This is a genomic window from Microlunatus sp. M237 (assembly GCF_056896895.1).
On sequence record NZ_JBXHBL010000002.1, the window covers coordinates 734,132 to 750,058 of the forward strand.

Annotated in this window: 14 protein-coding genes; 1 reads left to right on the top strand and 13 read right to left on the bottom strand. The window is 69.5% G+C overall.

All coding sequences use genetic code 11. From position 1 onward, the window contains the following. Positions 1–185: 185 nt before the first annotated feature. Complete coding sequence (locus tag AC1XX3_RS09700) at positions 186–2,063, top strand: family 10 glycosylhydrolase (protein WP_483320883.1); 1,878 nt, start codon at positions 186–188, stop codon at positions 2,061–2,063. Positions 2,064–2,167: 104 nt separating this feature from the next. Here AC1XX3_RS09700 and AC1XX3_RS09705 read toward each other — a convergent pair whose 3' ends face one another. The 13 genes from AC1XX3_RS09705 to AC1XX3_RS09765 form a co-directional block, all read right to left on the bottom strand. Beyond that, positions 2,168–3,547: a mycothione reductase gene (locus tag AC1XX3_RS09705; RefSeq protein ID WP_483320884.1), complete on the bottom strand. Its 1,380-nt coding sequence runs from the start codon at positions 3,545–3,547 to the stop codon at positions 2,168–2,170. 52 nt (positions 3,548–3,599) lie between these two features. Beyond that, positions 3,600–4,574, bottom strand: coding sequence for a c-type cytochrome biogenesis protein CcsB (gene ccsB / locus AC1XX3_RS09710; RefSeq protein ID WP_483320885.1), 975 nt, complete (start codon positions 4,572–4,574; stop codon positions 3,600–3,602). A 55-nt stretch (positions 4,575–4,629) separates the two neighbouring features. Then, positions 4,630–6,117: a cytochrome c biogenesis protein ResB gene (resB, locus tag AC1XX3_RS09715; RefSeq protein WP_483321177.1), complete on the bottom strand. Its 1,488-nt coding sequence runs from the start codon at positions 6,115–6,117 to the stop codon at positions 4,630–4,632. A gap of 139 nt (positions 6,118–6,256) precedes the next feature. Next, positions 6,257–6,970 carry a cytochrome c biogenesis CcdA family protein gene (locus tag AC1XX3_RS09720; RefSeq protein ID WP_483321178.1) on the bottom strand — a complete coding sequence of 238 codons (714 nt, stop codon included), beginning with the start codon at positions 6,968–6,970 and terminating at the stop codon, positions 6,257–6,259. 62 nt (positions 6,971–7,032) lie between these two features. Beyond that, positions 7,033–7,644: a TlpA family protein disulfide reductase gene (locus AC1XX3_RS09725; protein ID WP_483320886.1), complete on the bottom strand. Its 612-nt coding sequence runs from the start codon at positions 7,642–7,644 to the stop codon at positions 7,033–7,035. Continuing rightward, a complete protein-coding gene (locus AC1XX3_RS09730; protein ID WP_483320887.1) occupies positions 7,637–8,287 on the bottom strand; it encodes a histidine phosphatase family protein in 651 nt (216 codons plus the stop codon). The genes AC1XX3_RS09725 and AC1XX3_RS09730 overlap by 8 nt, the downstream gene beginning before the upstream one ends. A 1-nt stretch (position 8,288) precedes the next feature. After that, positions 8,289–9,689 carry a glutamate-1-semialdehyde 2,1-aminomutase gene (gene hemL / locus AC1XX3_RS09735; protein ID WP_483320888.1) on the bottom strand — a complete coding sequence of 467 codons (1,401 nt, stop codon included), beginning with the start codon at positions 9,687–9,689 and terminating at the stop codon, positions 8,289–8,291. After that, the gene (gene hemB, locus AC1XX3_RS09740) at positions 9,686–10,678 is read right to left on the bottom strand and encodes a porphobilinogen synthase (protein ID WP_483320889.1); all 993 of its coding nucleotides are present in this window, start codon (positions 10,676–10,678) and stop codon (positions 9,686–9,688) included. The genes hemL and hemB overlap by 4 nt, the downstream gene beginning before the upstream one ends. Next, positions 10,675–12,333 carry a bifunctional uroporphyrinogen-III C-methyltransferase/uroporphyrinogen-III synthase gene (locus AC1XX3_RS09745; RefSeq protein WP_483320890.1) on the bottom strand — a complete coding sequence of 553 codons (1,659 nt, stop codon included), beginning with the start codon at positions 12,331–12,333 and terminating at the stop codon, positions 10,675–10,677. The genes hemB and AC1XX3_RS09745 overlap by 4 nt, the downstream gene beginning before the upstream one ends. 36 nt (positions 12,334–12,369) lie before the next feature. Next, the gene (gene hemC, locus AC1XX3_RS09750) at positions 12,370–13,383 is read right to left on the bottom strand and encodes a hydroxymethylbilane synthase (RefSeq protein WP_483320891.1); all 1,014 of its coding nucleotides are present in this window, start codon (positions 13,381–13,383) and stop codon (positions 12,370–12,372) included. Positions 13,384–13,396: 13 nt separating this feature from the next. Beyond that, positions 13,397–14,671, bottom strand: coding sequence for a glutamyl-tRNA reductase (locus AC1XX3_RS09755; RefSeq protein WP_483320892.1), 1,275 nt, complete (start codon positions 14,669–14,671; stop codon positions 13,397–13,399). Beyond that, positions 14,668–15,426: a redox-sensing transcriptional repressor Rex gene (locus AC1XX3_RS09760; RefSeq protein ID WP_483320893.1), complete on the bottom strand. Its 759-nt coding sequence runs from the start codon at positions 15,424–15,426 to the stop codon at positions 14,668–14,670. The genes AC1XX3_RS09755 and AC1XX3_RS09760 overlap by 4 nt, the downstream gene beginning before the upstream one ends. Positions 15,427–15,535: 109 nt before the next feature. Continuing rightward, on the bottom strand, positions 15,536–15,865 hold the full coding sequence (locus AC1XX3_RS09765) for an L-rhamnose mutarotase (protein WP_483320894.1): 330 nt from the start codon (positions 15,863–15,865) through the stop codon (positions 15,536–15,538). Between the last annotated feature and the right edge of the window lie 62 nt (positions 15,866–15,927).

Below are 15,927 nucleotides of genomic sequence, written 5' to 3' on the forward strand. Positions count from 1 at the left end.
ATTCCAATTTTTGCACCTTATGATCATCTGATCTATTGACTTCAGTAGCGGTGGTTTCTAGATTGTCGTCAGCAGTAAATGACCTATTGGTAATACCCATCGGATCCACGACCCTCGCCTCGGCGAGAGGAGGGAACAGGCCAGTGCGAGAACTTCGACGCGCCGTCCATCTCGACTTCCACACAATGCCCGGCATCCATGACTTCGGTGCCGAGTTCAAAGCCTCCGAGTTTGCGAATACGCTCGCCGCCGCGCACGTCGACTACGTGAACGTCTTCGCCAAATGCAACCTCGGCTTCGCGTACTACCCGACCGACATCGGCCTGCCCTATCCGGGCTATGCCGATGACATGCTGGGTGGCATGGTTGACGCCTGCCATGAGGTCGGCATCGGCGTCACCGCATACTTCAACATCGGACTTGATCATGAGATGGCGCGTCGCCATCGAGAGTGGACGGTCGTCGAAGCCGACGGTCGCATCATCACCGATGATCGAACTGGGAACTTCTTCCGCAACATGTGCATTCATTCCGGGTACCGGGAATACATGCTGTCGATGATCCGCGAAGTAGTTGAACGGTATCCGGTCGACGGAGTCTTCCTCGACTGTATGGTCGTTAGGCCCTGCTACGGCGACGAGTGTCTTACAGCTATCCGAGAATCGGGCGGCGACCCCCTCGACGACGCCACGGTGCTCAAGTTCGCCGAGCGGCGCTGGGCCGAGTTCGCGGCCGAGGTGAGCGCCATTGCCGGCCCCGAGCGGTTCCTGGCACCCAACGGCTTGGCCACGAACCTCGTCGAAGGGATCCGTACCCACGCGGAGATCGAGTGCCTACCCGGTGGATCGTGGGGCTACGACTATTTCCCGGCGCATGTCGCCTACGAGCGCAACCTGTACCCGCAGGTTCTCTACATGACCGGCCGGTTCAACACGTCGTGGGGCGAGTTCGGTGGGCTGAAGACTGAGGAGTCCATCCGCAACGACTGCTGGGACGCCATCAGCAATGCCGCCCAGCCGTCGATCGGGGACCACCTCCATCCGCGCGGTCGGCTGGAGCCCGCGGTCTACGACGTCGTAGAACGGATCTATCGCGACATCGAGTCTCTGGAGCCGTGGACGCTGGGAGCCACGGCCGTGGCAGAGGTGGCAATCCTGGCTGCTCCCGACCGGAGCGTGACTGACAGCCACGCCGGCGCAACCCGTCTGCTGGGGGAACTGCACCTCACGTACGACATCGTCGACGACCGTCACGACCTAGCCAGTTACCGACTGCTCGTCCTGCCTGACGACATCACCTTGTCCGCTGAACTCGCGGCGAAGGTGGACGCCTTCGTCTCGGCGGGTGGCGCGGTGCTCAGCAGCGGCGCATCCGGCCTCGACCCCGATCGCCAGGGCTTCGCTTCGACACACTGGCCGTTCGGTTACGACGGTCCCGACACCATCACGCGACGGTATTTCCGCGCGCCTGCGGGATTGATTCCGGGGCTCCCGGACATGGCCTGCACCGTGACACGGCCGAACATCCTGCTCGGGGCTTCCGCTGGGGGCGTCGAGGAGATCGCCGCCTATCACGCAGCCTATTCCGACAGCGTCTGGGACGGCTTCCACGGCTACTTCTACACTCCGCCGGACGGGCCCAGCGGACATCCGGCCGTGGCTAGAGCTGGGCAGGTCATCCACATCAGTTTCGACGTCTTCGCCGGCTACCTCGACAACCCGGCGCAGGCCGACCGCGCGCTGGTTCAACACTGCATCGACCAGCTTCTTCCGGAGAGGGCGGTGCAGGTGACGGGCGTGCCGGCTACGGGACGGGTCACCCTGACCAGCCAGGCAGGGCGGCTGATGTGCCATGTCAAGCTCACCCACCCCGAGACGCGGGGACGCGGCAGTGCGATCGACGACTACCCGATAGCGACCGATGTTCGGCTGTCGGTGGCGGGGACTCCGCAGCTGGCCTATCTCGCTCCGGATCGAACGCCACTCTCGATCGAGCGGGACGGGGATCGGACGAACGTCGTCGTTCCCCGAATCGACGGCTATGCGCTGGTCGTCTTGGAATGAGAGTCCGCACCTGAACGACGACGCACTGCGCCGGCACCTGTTCGGCTAGGTGCTCTCCTCTGGCCCCGGTCGAGAAACCGACCGGCCGGGGCCAGACGCGGCGCTCAGACCTCCAGCGGCAGCGACAGCAGCGCGTTCTCGATCAGCTCGGCCATGGCCGGGTGGATCCAGTACTGGCCGCGGGCCATCGACTGCGCTGGCAGGCCGAAGCTCATCGCCTGGATCAGCGGCTGGATCAGCGACGATGCCTGCGGGCCGATCAGGTGCGCGCCGAGCAGCAGACCGGTCTTCGGGTCGGCCAGCAGCTTGGCGAAGTGCTCGGTGTCCTCCATCGCCCAGCCGTACGCCACGGAGCCGTAGTCTTGCACCGCTGTGACATAGCGGATCCCCTGGGCGATGGCCTGCTGCTCGGTCAGGCCGACCGAGGCCACCTGCGGCTCGGAGAACACCGCGTGCGGCACGAACCGGTGGTCGGCGGCGATCATGGCGTCCGGGTGCAGCAGGTTGTGCTGGACGACCCGCGCCTCGTGGTTGGCCACGTGCTTGAGCTGGTAGTGCGAGCTGACGTCGCCGAGGGCGAAGATGCCCTCGGCCGTCGTCTGTTGGAACTCGTCGACGACCACGTAGCCGTCGTCATCGGTCGCCACCCCGGTGCTGTCCAGATCGAGGGTGTCGCCGTTGGGCGTACGTCCCATCGCGACCAGCAGCACGTCCGCCTGCACGGTCGAGGTGGCGCCGTCGACACCGCGCAGCTCCGCCGTCACCCCGCCGTGCGGGCCGGGAGCGACCCTGGTCACCGCGGTGTTCAGCCGCAGGTCGATCCGCCGACTCATCAGCTCGGTGAACCGGGCCGAAACCTCAGCGTCCTCCTGCCGCAACATGGCGCCGGAGCGGTTCACCAGGGTGACATCGACGCCGAACGAGCTGAAGATGTGGGAGAACTCCGAGCCGATGTAGCCACCGCCGAGGATGAGGATCGAGCTGGGCAGCGACTCCAGCCGCATCACCGTGTCCGAGGTGTGCGCCGGCACGGTGTCCAGCCCGGGGATGTCGGGCATGATCGGCCGACTGCCGGCAGCGATGACGAACCGGTCGGCGGTGATCACCTCACCGGTGCCGGTGTCCAGAGTCCGAGGACCGACGAAGTGGGCCTGAGCCCGATACAGCGTGACGTTCTCGTTCGACGCCCGCCACCGCTCGCCGGCGCGGGAGATCGGATCGATCCGGCCGAAGACGCGGTCTCGGATCTCGGGCCAGCGGACCTTGTTCAGCTGCAGCTCGACCCCCAGCCGGTCGGCGCCGACCGGTGCGGCGGCCAGGTCGGCGGGATAGACGAACATCTTGGTGGGGATGCAGCCGACGTTCAGGCAGGTGCCGCCGTAGACGCCCTTCTCCACCATCGCGATGTCGAGGTCGGCGAACCGCTCGTCGGGGATCGAGTTGCCGGAGCCGCTGCCGATGATGCACAGGTCATGATGCCGCATGCCTCCATCGTGCCAGGTCAGCGCGAGGACCCCGACTGCCGTCCGATCGGCCTCACACGCCGGCGTACGAGTGCAGCCCGGAGACCAGCAGGTTGATGCCGACGAAGTTGAACCAGAACGAGACCAGACCGATGATCGCGATGACCGCCGCCCGTGAGCCCTTCCAGCCCGCCGTCGAGCGGGCGTGCAGATAGCAGGCGTAGACCACCCAGGTCACCAGCGCCCAGGTCTCCTTCGGATCCCACCCCCAGTAGCGGCCCCAGGCATATTCGGCCCAGACGGCGCCGGCGGCCACGGTGAAGGTCCACAGCGGGAACGCGAAGGCGTGGAACCGGTAGGTCAGCAGGTCGATCCGCGCGGCACTCGGCAGCCGGCCGAGATAGCCGGTGACCTGGCCACGGTCCTCGGCGCGCTTGCGGACCAGATAGAGGATCGAGGCGAGGCCGCCGATGTTGAAGGCGGCACCCGCGATCGCAGCGGCCACGATGTGGATGATGAACCAGACCGAATGCAGGGCCGGAACCAGCGGCGCGACGGCGACGTAGAACACCGTGACGGCGAGTCCGTTGCCGATCGACGCCAGCAGGGTGACCGGCAGACCGAGCCAACGGGCACCGCTCCGGGCGAGCAGCAGCAGATAGGCGCCGACGACGAACACCATCGCGCTGGTGGTGAACTCGAACATGTTGCCCCACGGCGCGCGCCCGGCGGCCACACCACGCAGCACGACCCCCGCCGTACTGAGCACGAAACCGACGACGGTCAGCGCGACACCGATCCGGCCGAACCGTTCGATCCGGTCCTCGGAGGCCGAGCCGGCGCTGGAGCTTTCGGGCGCCTCGGACGTGCCGGCGGCGGGGACCGAGCCGCTGCCGGTGGCCACGCCGACCAGCTCGCGGGTCCCGGCGGTGGCGCCGGCCCCCGTGCCGCGCGCGGCGGCCCACTCCGCGGCGTGGGCGAACATGGCCAGCATGTACACCACGACCGAGGTGACCAACGCGACGCTGGAGTAGTACTCGTAGTTCATCGTGCTCTCGTCTCCTGCTCGAAGACCCCGACACCGGCGGCCTGGGATCTGCTGATCATCTGGTGCTCTCCTGCTCGGACGCCTTGGACAGTCCAGCAGCCAGCTCGGCGACGTCCTCGTCGAGGCCGGCTCGGGCGTCGGCCCGGTCCAGACCTGCCACGTCCACCAGCGTAGGTCCATCCTCGGATCGACGAGTGCGGACCCAGACCCGGCGTGGCCGGATGAACAACGACAGACACAGACCGGTGACGGCCAGCGCGATGGCGCTGAGCGAGATGACCGCACCCGGGCTGTCGGCGACCTGGAGCTTCACCCAGCGCGACCAGCCCTCCATCTCGATCGAGCCCTGACCGTCGGGCAGTGTGTAGGACGCGCCCGGCGTGAGCACGATCCGCAGCTGGGCACCGTTCTTGCCCTCGAGCTGGGTCATCCCGGTGGTGTCGAGTGAGTAGACGTTCTCCGGCAGCCCGGTCTCCACCCGTGGCGGCCCGGACCAGACGGTGAGGAACAGCACCGGGTTGAAGGCGTCCGGGAAGCCGGAGCTCGGGGCCGCCTCCTCGCCGGTGGTCACCGCCGTGGGCAGGAACAGACCTTCGAACGCCAGCCGGTCGGGTCGGGCGTCGGGCACCTTGATCACGCCGGCCGAGGTGAAGTTGCCGTCCTGCGGAAGGAACACCACCGGACCCGAGAAGGCGACATTGCCCTTCCCGTCGCGCACGGTGACCACCGGCGCATAGCCGTGGCCGATCAGGTGCACGGTGGTGCCGTCGATGTTGAGTGGTTTGTTGACCTCGAGCACCTTCTCCTCGCTCGGCTCGCCCGGGCGAGGTGTCACGTCCACCACCGCCTTGAACAGCCGCGCCGCGCCGCGCTGCACCGGGCCCGTCTCGAAGGCCACGTCGAAGCTCTTGACGGTGACGCCGAACGGGTCGAGCGCGGTGTCGCGGAACGACGCCCCGGCGCTGAAGTCGTCGTACTGGGTCAAGGTGTTGGAGAAGCCCTGCCCGGTGATGACCACGCTGGTCCCGCGGAAACCGAACAAGGTCATCACGGCGACGCCGAGCAGCAGCACCAACAGGCTGACGTGGAAGACCAGGTTGCCCGCCTCCCGGAGATAGCCCCGCTCGGCCGAGACGGAGTCGGCCTCGCGCACCACCCGGTAGCGCTGTCGGCGCAGCTCCCGCTCCGCCCGGTCCAGCACCTCCTCAGGGCTGGAGCCCTCGGCCTCGACACTGGCGTGCACGGGCAGTCGCGACAGGTTGGCCGGGGTCCGTGGCGGGCGGCCGCGGAGCGCACGGGCGTACACCCCGACCCGGGGCACGATGCAGCCGACCAGGGAGACGAACAGCAGCAGATAGATCGCGGAGAACCAGGGAGAGGTGTAGACCTCGAACATCCCGATCTTGTCGTAGATCGGGCCCAGGCTCGGGTGCTCGGCGAGGAAGTCCGAGACCCGGATCGGCGACACGTTGCGCTGAGGCACCAGTGAGCCGGGGATGGCCGCCAGGGCCAGGGCGAACAGCAGCACCAGGGCGGTCCGCATCGAGGTGAGCTGGGTCCACAGGTAGCGCACGGTGCCCAGCGGCCCGAGGGCCGGGGCGGGGGTGGAGCTGCGTCGCCGGGAGCGGGAGTCCCGCTGGGTACGGGTCCGCTCGGCTGGGCCGGACGTGGTCTCGGTCACGTCAGATCACCGTCTCGAACCCGGGTGCCCACTGGCGCACCACTCCCATCAGCTGCTCCCAGATCCCGGTGACCAGCAGGAGGCCGACCACCACCATCAAAACGCCTCCAGCTCGCATCATCGCCACCTGGTGGCGGCGCAGCACGGCGACCGCGCGGGCCATCCGGGTGAAGGCCAGCCCGGCGACGACGAACGGCAGGCCGAGACCGAGCGCGTAGACGAAGCCGAGCAGGCCGCCACGCAACGCGCTGCCCTCGTTCAGCCCGAGCTGCAGCACCACACCGAGGGTGGGCGAGATGCACGGCGTCCAGCCCAGGGCGAAGACCACGCCGAGCAGCGGAGCCGCGGCGACTCCGACCCGCGGCACGGTCTGCAGCCGCAGGTCGGTCTGACCGACGCGGAGCACCCCGGCGAACATCAGCCCGAGGACGATGATGACGACCCCGAGCACCCGAGAGATCACCAGCCGGTGCTCCAGCAGCGCCTGACCCAGCGAACCGGCCACTACGCCGGTGGCGACGAACACCACGGCGAAGCCGAGCACGAACAAGCTGGTGCCGGCCAGCATCCGCCCGCGGCGCCGGGTGCCCTCGACCACCTCGGCCGCCCCCAGTCCGGTGGCGTAGGAGAGATAGCCCGGCAGCAGCGGCACCACGCAGGGCGAGAAGAACGACACCAAGCCGGCCAGCGCCGCGACCGGCAGCGCGAGCAGCATCGATCCGCCGACCGCTGCCTCCGCCCAACTGCCGAGATCGAGGGGTACGGCCCAGACGGGCATCACTTTCCGTCCGCGACGTCGGTGACGAGATCGACCAGCGTGACCTTGGTGATCGGGCCGAGGATCCGGACCGCGATCCGACCCTGCTGGTCCAGGATCAACGTCGACGGGATGGCGGTCGGCGGCAGCTCGCCGGCGAACTTCAGCAGCACAGCCCCGCTCGGGTCATAGATGCTCGGGTAGGTGATCCCCTGGGCGCGCTCGAAGGCCTCACCGTTGGCCGGGTTGGTATCGCGGGTGTTCAGGCCCAGGAACTGCGCGATGTCGGCCGTCTCCTCGCTGGCAGCCTGCAGCTCCGGGGCCTCCTTGCGGCACGGGTTGCACCAGGAGCCCCAGACGTTGAGGACGACGACCTTGCCCACGTACTGGCCCGACGACAAGGTGTTGGAGCCACCCAGCTCGGTGCCGACGGCCTCCGGGGCCGACGTGCGGTCGGCCGGAGCGACGCGGGTCAGCGACGAGTCGGCGCCGACGTAGCCGGTCTGGCTGTTGGCGCGGGTCTGTTCATCGGCTCCGGTCGTCGTGCAGCCGGCCGTCAGCGTGGCGATCGCGGCCAGGGATGCCGCGGCCCGGGCCACCGTACGGGCGGCCGGTCGGCGCTTCTCAAGCACCGGCGACGAACTTTCGGCTGGTTGCGCCGGGCAGCAGGTCGGCGGCCGGCTCGTGATAGCTGACCCCACTCACCCGGCCGTCCAAGAAGGTGAACGAGGTCAGGCTGGCCAGCGTGCACTGCCGACTGCGCGGGTCGTGCGCCAGCCGGCGCCCCTCCACGTCGCAGCGCGCCATCCAGATCGGCAGCTGGTGGGAGACGATCAACGCCTCGTGGCCTTCGGCGGCCTGGGCAGCGTCACGCACGGCGAGGCGCATCCGGGCGACGATGTCGCGGTACGCCTCCCCCCAGGTCGGTCGCATCGGGTTGCGGAAGTAGCGCCACTTGGCGGGGCTGCGCGACAGCACCGCCATCGACACGATCCCGCCCTCGAGGAAGTTCTCCGCCTCGATCACGCGTCCGTCGGTGATGACCGGCAGACCGTGGATCTCGGCCACCGGGGCCATGGTCTCCTGGGCGCGCTCCAACGGCGAGCAGCGCAGGTGCGCGAGGTCGGCGTCCTTGAGGTGGTGGGCCACCCGACGGGCCATGGCCTGACCACGCTCGGAGAGGTGGAAGTCGGGCAGCCGGCCGTAGAGGACACCGCCCGGATTCTCGACCTCACCGTGGCGCAGCAGGTGAACGACGGTACGGATGGGAGCCACCTCAGCTCCCCGATCCCGGGGCGGTGGAGTCGGCCGCGGCTGCCGCCCGCGCGGCCGCCGGCAGCGCCGACACGATCCGGTCCATGGCGGCGTCGTCGTGGGCCGCGGAGAGGAACCAGGCCTCGAAGGCGCTGGGCGGCAGATAGACCCCGTCGGCCAGCATCGAGTGGAAGAAGGCGGCGTAGCGAGGGGTCGACTGGGTCGCTGCGGTGGCGTAGTCGGGAACTGCGGTCACACCCTCCGGCACGAAGAAGACGCTGAACAAGTTCCCGGACCGCTGGATGAGGTGCGGCACACCGGCCTCGGACAGCGCCGCGCCGACCGCAGACCGCAACTGTGCCGACACCGCGTCCACGTGGGCGTAGACCGCCTCGGTGGCCAGCCGCAGCGTCGTCAGCCCCGCGGTGGTGGCCACCGGATTCCCGCTCAGCGTGCCGGCCTGGTAGACGCTGCCGACCGGGGACAGGTGCTGCATCAGGTCGGTCCGGCCGCCGAACGCCGCAGCCGGGAACCCGCCGCCCATCACCTTGCCGAAGGTCATCAGGTCGGGGACGACGCCGTCGATACCGAACTGGCCGGACCTGCTCACCCGGAACCCGGTCATCACCTCGTCACTGATCAGCAGCGCGCCGTGCGCGTGCGCCACCTCGGCCAGAAAGGCGTTGAAACCGACGCCGTCCTCGACACCGGGCGGCACGACCCCCATGTTGCCGGCCGCGGCCTCGGTGATCACCGCGGCGATCTGGTCGCCGTAGGCGTCGAACGCTGCCCGGACGCCGGCCCGGTCGTTGTAGGTCAGCACGATCGTGTCGCCGGTGGTTGCCGCCGTCACCCCCGGGGTGCCGGGAACGCCGCCGCCGGCCACCTGTGCGGAGGCGCCATGGGACAGGGTGGCGACGCCCGAGCCGGCGGAGGCGAGCAGGGCGTCGACGTGGCCGTGGTAGCAGCCGGCGAACTTGACGATCTTGTCGCGGCCGGTGACGCCGCGGGCCAGCCGGAGCACCGACATGGTCGCCTCGGTGCCGCTGCTGACCAGCCGCACCTGCTCGACCGGAGTCCGGTCGATGATCTCCGCGGCCAGCTCGACCTCGGCCAGGGTCGGCGCGCCGAAGGAGGTGCCGGAGGCCGCGGTGGCGGTGACCGCGGCCAGCACCTCGGGGTGCGCGTGGCCCAGCAGCATCGGTCCCCAGGAGCAGACCAGGTCCACGTAGCGGTTGCCGTCGACGTCGGTCAGGTAGGCCCCCGAGGCCGACGCGATGAACCGTGGCGTGCCCCCGACGGCGGCGAAGGCCCGGACCGGGGAGTTGACCCCACCGGGGATGACGGAACGGGCGCGGGCGAAGGCCGCGGCCGAGGCCTGATCGCCGAAACCGTGGTCCGTCTGGGACAGCGGGGCGCTCATCGGCCGCGCCCCGCCCGCTCCAGCGCCCAGTAGGTCAAAATCATGTCCGCGCCGGCCCGGCGGATGGAGAGCAGCGTCTCGTCGACGGCCGCCTCCCGGTTGATCCAGCCTTGCGCGGCTGCGGCCTCGACCATGGCGTACTCCCCTGACACGTTGTAGGCGGCGACCGGCACGTCGACCGCGGCTCGGACCGCGGCCAGCACGTCGAGATAGCCGAGCGCGGGCTTGACCATGATCACGTCGGCGCCTTCGGCGACGTCCAGAGCCACCTCCCGCAGGGCCTCGCGGACGTTCGCCGGGTCCTGTTGATAGGTCTTGCGGTCGCCCTGCAGCGAGGACGACACCGCCTCACGGAACGGTCCGTAGAAGGCGGAGGCATACTTCGCGCCGTACGCCATGATCGCGGTGTCGGTGTGGTCGGCGCGGTCCAGTGCGGCGCGCAGCGCTCGTACCTGACCGTCCATCATCCCGCTGGGGGCGACGACGTGCGCTCCGGCCTCGGCGTGCAGCACTCCCATCTGGGCGTAGATCTCCACCGTGGCGTCGTTGTCGACCACGCCGTCGGCCGTCAGCACGCCGCAGTGGCCGTGGTCGGTGAACTCGTCCAGGCAGACATCGGTCATCACCAGGCAGTCGTCACCGACCTCGGACCGGACCGCAGCGGTGGCGACGTTGAGGATGCCGTCCTCGGCCAGCGCGCCGGAGCCGCGGGCGTCCTTGTGCTCGGGGATGCCGAACAGCATCACCCCGGCCAGCCCGGCCTCGACCGCCTCGACCGACACCCTGCGCAGCGAATCCAGCGTGTGCTGGACGACGCCGGGCATGGAGCTGATCGGGCGCGGCTCGCTCAGCCCTTCGCCGACGAACACCGGCAGGATCAGCTGCCGGGGCTCGAGCGAGGTCTCGCGCACCATGGCCCGGACGGCTGCGTTGCTGCGCAGCCGCCGGGGACGTACCTGACCGACCAGGTCGGCCCGTGGGGTGCTCACGACCGGCGGCGGCTGCCGGGGCGACGCTGCGACGGCTTGGAGACGGGTTCGCCGGCCGCCACCAAGGCGTCCCGGCGCTCGGCGGCGAAGCTGGCCAGCGCGTCAGCGAGATCGACCACCGACGGCTTGGTGGCGACCACGTCGACCCGGAGCCCATGCTCCTCGCAGGTCTTCGCAGTGGCCGGGCCGATGGCGGCGATGATGGTCGACGTGTGCGGCTTGCCGGCGATGCCGACGAGGTTGCGCACCGTGGAGGAGGAGGTGAACACGACAGCGTCGAACTTGCCGGTCTTGATCGCATCGCGCACCTCGGCGGGCGGCGGCGCGGCGCGGACGGTCCGGTAGGCGGTGACGTCCTCCACCTCCCAGCCGAGCTGCACCAACCCGGCGGCGAGCGTCTCGGTCGCGATGTCGGCGCGCGGCAGGAACACCCGGTTGATCGGGTCCAGCACCTCGTCGTACGGCGGCCACTCGGCCGCCAGGCCGGCGGCGGACTGCTCATGCTCGGGCACGAGGTCGGCCCCGATCCCCCACGCCTGCAGGGCGTTCGCGGTCACCTCACCGACGGCGGCGACCTTGAGCCCGGAGAAGGCCCGGGCGTCCAGACCGTATTCCTCGAACTTCTCCCGCACCGCCTTGACGGCGTTGACCGAGGTGAAGGCGACCCACTCGTAGCGGCCCTCGACCAGGCCACGGATGGCCTTGTCCATCTGGAGCGGGCTGCGCGGCGGCTCGACCGAGATGGTCGGCACCTCCTCGCTGTGTGCGCCGTAGGTCCGCAGCCGCGCCACCATCGGGGCGGCCTGGTCCTTGGTGCGGGGCACCAGCACGCGCCAGCCGAACAGCGGCTTGGTCTCATACCAGCTGAGCTCGGTGCGCTGCTCGACCGCCTGACCCATGATCACGTGCACCGGGTCGTTCGGCAGCGCCTGGACCGCACGGACCGCGGCTGCGAGCTCGGCCAGCGTGGTGGCGGTGCTCGCCTGCTCGGTGCTGCCGCCGTGGAAGGTGACCAGAACATGATCATCACCGGGTCGCCCGGAGGTGAGCGCCGCGTCGACCAGGTCGGGGACCATGGCGACCAGCGTGCTGACCACCACCGTGGAGGCCGAGCCCCACTGGGCACAGGCGGTCTTGGTGAAGCGGCCGTCGGTGACGGAGGCGAAGTGCACGCCGCCACCGTGGTTGAGGTCGATCCCGGCATACTCGGGCACTGCGGTGAGGCTGGAGACACCGGGAACCACCTCGAAGTCGATCCCGCCCCGCACGCAGGCGGCCGCTTCGTCGGCCACCGCGTTGTCGAGGAAGGGGTCACCGGCCACCAGCCGCACCACCCGAGCACCCTCGGCGGCGTGCTTGAGCACGATCTTCGCCCGGGCGGCCGGGGTCAGCGGCTTGCCGGCCTCGGACAGTCCCAGCGTGGCGACCTCGATCGCGTCGGCCACGGTGATGGCGGGGTGAGCGAGGATCTCGCGCTGGCGTTCGTTGTCCAAGATGACGGCGTTGGCGTCGGCCAGCGCCGCGATGGCGCCCAGAGTCAGCAGGTCCGGGTCACCGGGTCCGGTGCCGACGAAGATCACGCGGCCGCGAGTCGCGGGGACTGGAGGGCTGGATACGGAGGATGGAGTGCGGGGCGGGCTGGCCGAAGTGCTCACTGGCGATTCTCGCGTTCTCTTGTTCAGCCTCGACACTCAGGGACGAGAGCGTTGTATGCCGTGCAACTCGTCCAGCGCCTGATCAGCCGCGTCGGCCCCGAACTGCAGCGGGTCCTCGGTCGATCCCTGCACCGCCACCCGAATCGGAGGGCCGCTTTTGGTCGGTTCTGACAAGTTGCTCACTAAAGTTCTCCCAATTACTGCGGCGAGAGTCAAATCGAGGCTTGTACCACGGACCGATTTGACAATTGCATGGGCACCCACCGGAGCTGTGCAGCCCGCCTCCAGCCTGGCCAGGAATCCTCGCTCTGCAAGCGATTCTGCCCGCGCCCGGGCATCGTCGAGTGCGCGGACGGCCGCGGCCGATGGATCGGACCATGCGGTGGCGACCTCCAGCGCTAGGGCTCCCTGCCCCGGAGCCGGCAGCATCACCGCGTCGCTCAGCACCTCAGCCGGCAGACCCGCCACCACTGCGGTGCCGCGACTGCGAGTGTCCACAGCCATCTCTACCCGGCTGGAGTCACTCTGAAACCGACCGAGCCGTCGGAGCCCGGCCGCGGCCAGCACGACCGCGTCGAGCTGCCCACGCCGGACCAGGTCGAGCCGGGTATCGACGTTGCCGCGGATCGGCACGATCTCGATCGATCTGCCGTTCTGCTCGGCCCAGTCCGCCAGCTGCAGCGCGCGCCGGGGTGCGCCGGTGCCGATCCGGGCGCCGTCAGCCAGCTCGTCCAACCCGCAGCCGACCAGGACGTCGCGGGTGTCCTCCCGGATCGGGACGGCGGCGACCTCGAGGCCGTCAACGGCGGCGGTCGGAAGATCCTTGAGCGAGTGCACGGCCACATCGATCCGGTCGTCCAGCAGCGCGTCGCGGACAGCAGCGGCGAACACCCCGGTGCCGCCGATCTCGGTGAGGTGGCGACGGTCGACGTCGCCGGTGGTGGTCACGCCGACGAAGGTCGACTCCACTCCCTGCGCGGCGAGCAGGGCGGCGACGTGGTCGGCCTGCGCGCGGGCCAGCGGCGAGGTGCGGGCACCGATCCTGATCATGGCCGGCACCCGGTCACGGCCGTACCTCCGGCGACATCACTGCGGCCACGGTCTGCGGATCGAGAGCGAAGAGCTCGCGCAGTGCGGCTGCGTAGTCGAGCGACTCCGAGTCAGCGGCCAGCTCCTGCACCCGCACCGTCGGCTGGTGCAGCAGCTTCTCCACCACCCGGCGGACCGTGCGGTGGAACTCGTTGCGGTCGGTCGGCGCGAGGTGCGGCAGCCGGGAGTCGAGCCGGGTGAGCTCGGCGGCCACCACGTCGGAGGCCATCGTGCGCAGCGCGACGACGGTGGGGGCCACCTGGGCAGCGCGACGCAGAGCGAGGAAGTCGTGCACCTCGCCGCGGACCAGCGCGCGGGCCGCGTCCACCTCCTGGCTGGTGGCCGCGTCGAGCTGGCCGGCGACCAGCCGGTCGAGGTTGACCAAGGTGATGCCCAGCTCGGTGACGTCTTCGGACACGTCGGCCGGCAGGGCCAGGTCCACGATTCCGGTGACCTGGCTGCCGCGGAGCTGGTCAGCCCCGATCACCAGATCCCGGGCGCCGGTGCAGGTCACGACCACCTGCGCGTCGGCAAGGGCGGAGTCGAGCAGGTCGAACGGCACGGCCCGACCATCGACGGCCTCAGCCAGTCGCACCGCTTTGGCATACGTCCGGTTGACGCACGTCACAGCGGCACCGGCGGCCGCGGCGGTCCGGGCGGCCAGGGACGCCATCGAACCGGCTCCGACCACGAGCACGCGGGAGCCGTCGAGCGGGCCGCTCTGCCGGGTCAGGACGTCGTACGCCGCGGTGACCAGGGACCGTCCCGCCGAGCCGATGGCCGTCTCGGACTGGACTCGTTTGCCGACCCGGATCGCCTGCTGGAACACGGCGTTCAGCACCGTGCCGACGGTGCCGATGCTCTGGCAGTTGGTCAGGGCGGCCTTGACCTGGCCGAGGATCTGGCTCTCCCCCACCACCATCGAGTCCAAGCCGGCGGCCACGCCGAAGGTGTGCACCACCGCACCCTCGTCGAAGTAGACCGAGCACATCGAGCGCAGCTCGTCGACCGCGAGCCCGGTGACGTCGGCCAGCGCGGTGGTGGCGTCGTCCAGTCCGCCGTGGAAGCGGGAGACCGCCACGTAGACCTCGGTGCGATTGCACGTCGACAGCACGACCGCCTCGTCGATGTGATCCGATCCGACGAGTGCGTCGGCCAGTTTGGCCGACGCGGGCGCGTCCATGGCCACCCTGGCCAGGACGTCGACGGAGGTCGTCTTGTGCGAGACGCTGACAACCAGAATGCTCACTGTGCTCCTCTGGATTCTGCTAGTTCTCGCGGCAGCACCTCGTCGGACTTCCGCTGTTCGTGGTACGCGAGGATCTGGAGCTCTTGGCCCAGGTCCACCTTGCGGACGTTCACCCCGTCGGGGACGGAGAGAACTGTCGCCGCGAAGTTCAAGATGCTGGTGACCCCCAGATACACCAGCCGGTCGGCGACCTCCTGGGCCGCCTCGGCGGGCGTGGCCAGCACGGCAATGGCCGCGCCGGTGGACGGCACGACGCTCTCCAGATCAGCCAGGTCGGTGATGGCCACGCCGTGGATCAGCTTGCCGATCAGGTCGGGCGAGGGGTCGACCAGGGCCACGACGCGAAAGCCGCGGGAGGTGAAGCCGGAGTAGTTCGCGAGTGCGGTGCCCAGGTTGCCGAGGCCGACGATGATGACCGGCCACTCGTGGGTGGAGCCGACCTCACGGCCGATCTGGAACTGGAGGTACTCCACGTCATAGCCGACCCCGCGGGTGCCGTACGAGCCGAGATAGGACAGGTCCTTGCGTAGCTGGGCCGAGTTCACCCCGGCCGCCTCGGCAAGGGCGCCGCTGCTGACGGTGTCGATGCCACGGGCGGCCAGCCCTGTCAGGGCGCGTAGATAGACCGGCAGACGGGCGATGGTGGCCTCGGGGATGCCCTTGGCCGGGACCGCCGGAACTGCGGCCTCGTCGGTCGGCGTGCTGGGCTCGCCCGGCGAGTCCGCTGAGGTTGAGCGGGGCTGCACAGGCGGCATCTCTCTCCTCGGTCTGCGTCCGGAAGCTGTTCTCCGAACATCGCTACTTTAGGAGTTTGTGAAGTGATGCACAAACGCCCCGGAGCGCTACCCCGAGCCGATCCGGTCCTCAGTCGACGTGGAACACCTCGTCCGTCGGCGCCCACCACTGGCCCTCGGTGGTGGTGTCCAGAGCGGACTGCATCGGATCGGTGAGCTGCCACCACTCCTGCGTCTTGGGGTCCTCGGCCATCTTCGCCTGGTCGGCGGCGAGGTCGGTGCCGTGGTATTCGAAATAGGCGAACAGCAGGTTCTCCGGCTCGCGCAGGAAGATCGAGTAGTTGCGGATGTTGCAGGCGGCGATGGTGGCCAGCACTTCGGGCCAGACCGCCTCATGCAGCTGCTTGTAGCGCTCGATCGCCTCGGGCTTGACGGCGATGATCTGGGCGATCCGCTGCATCGGTGCATCCTCCTGGTTGTGACGTCCTGGTTGTGACATCTGGGTACGGCCCGGCCGTATCG

Bases quoted from the DNA above. Each gene is read 5' to 3' on its own strand.
- AC1XX3_RS09700 (WP_483320883.1), top strand. From the start codon at position 186: ATGCCCGGCATCCATGACTTCGGTGCCGAGTTCAAAGCCTCCGAGTTT.
- AC1XX3_RS09705 (WP_483320884.1), bottom strand. From the start codon at position 3,547: ATGCGGCATCATGACCTGTGCATCATCGGCAGCGGCTCCGGCAACTCG.
- ccsB (WP_483320885.1), bottom strand. From the start codon at position 4,574: ATGAACTACGAGTACTACTCCAGCGTCGCGTTGGTCACCTCGGTCGTG.
- resB (WP_483321177.1), bottom strand. From the start codon at position 6,117: ATGCGGACCGCCCTGGTGCTGCTGTTCGCCCTGGCCCTGGCGGCCATC.
- AC1XX3_RS09720 (WP_483321178.1), bottom strand. From the start codon at position 6,970: ATGCTGCTCGCGCTGCCGGTCGCGGCGCTGGCCGGCTTGGTGTCGTTC.
- hemL (WP_483320888.1), bottom strand. From the start codon at position 9,689: ATGAGCGCCCCGCTGTCCCAGACGGACCACGGTTTCGGCGATCAGGCC.
- hemC (WP_483320891.1), bottom strand. From the start codon at position 13,383: ATGATCAGGATCGGTGCCCGCACCTCGCCGCTGGCCCGCGCGCAGGCC.
- AC1XX3_RS09760 (WP_483320893.1), bottom strand. From the start codon at position 15,426: ATGCCGCCTGTGCAGCCCCGCTCAACCTCAGCGGACTCGCCGGGCGAG.
- AC1XX3_RS09765 (WP_483320894.1), bottom strand. From the start codon at position 15,865: ATGCAGCGGATCGCCCAGATCATCGCCGTCAAGCCCGAGGCGATCGAG.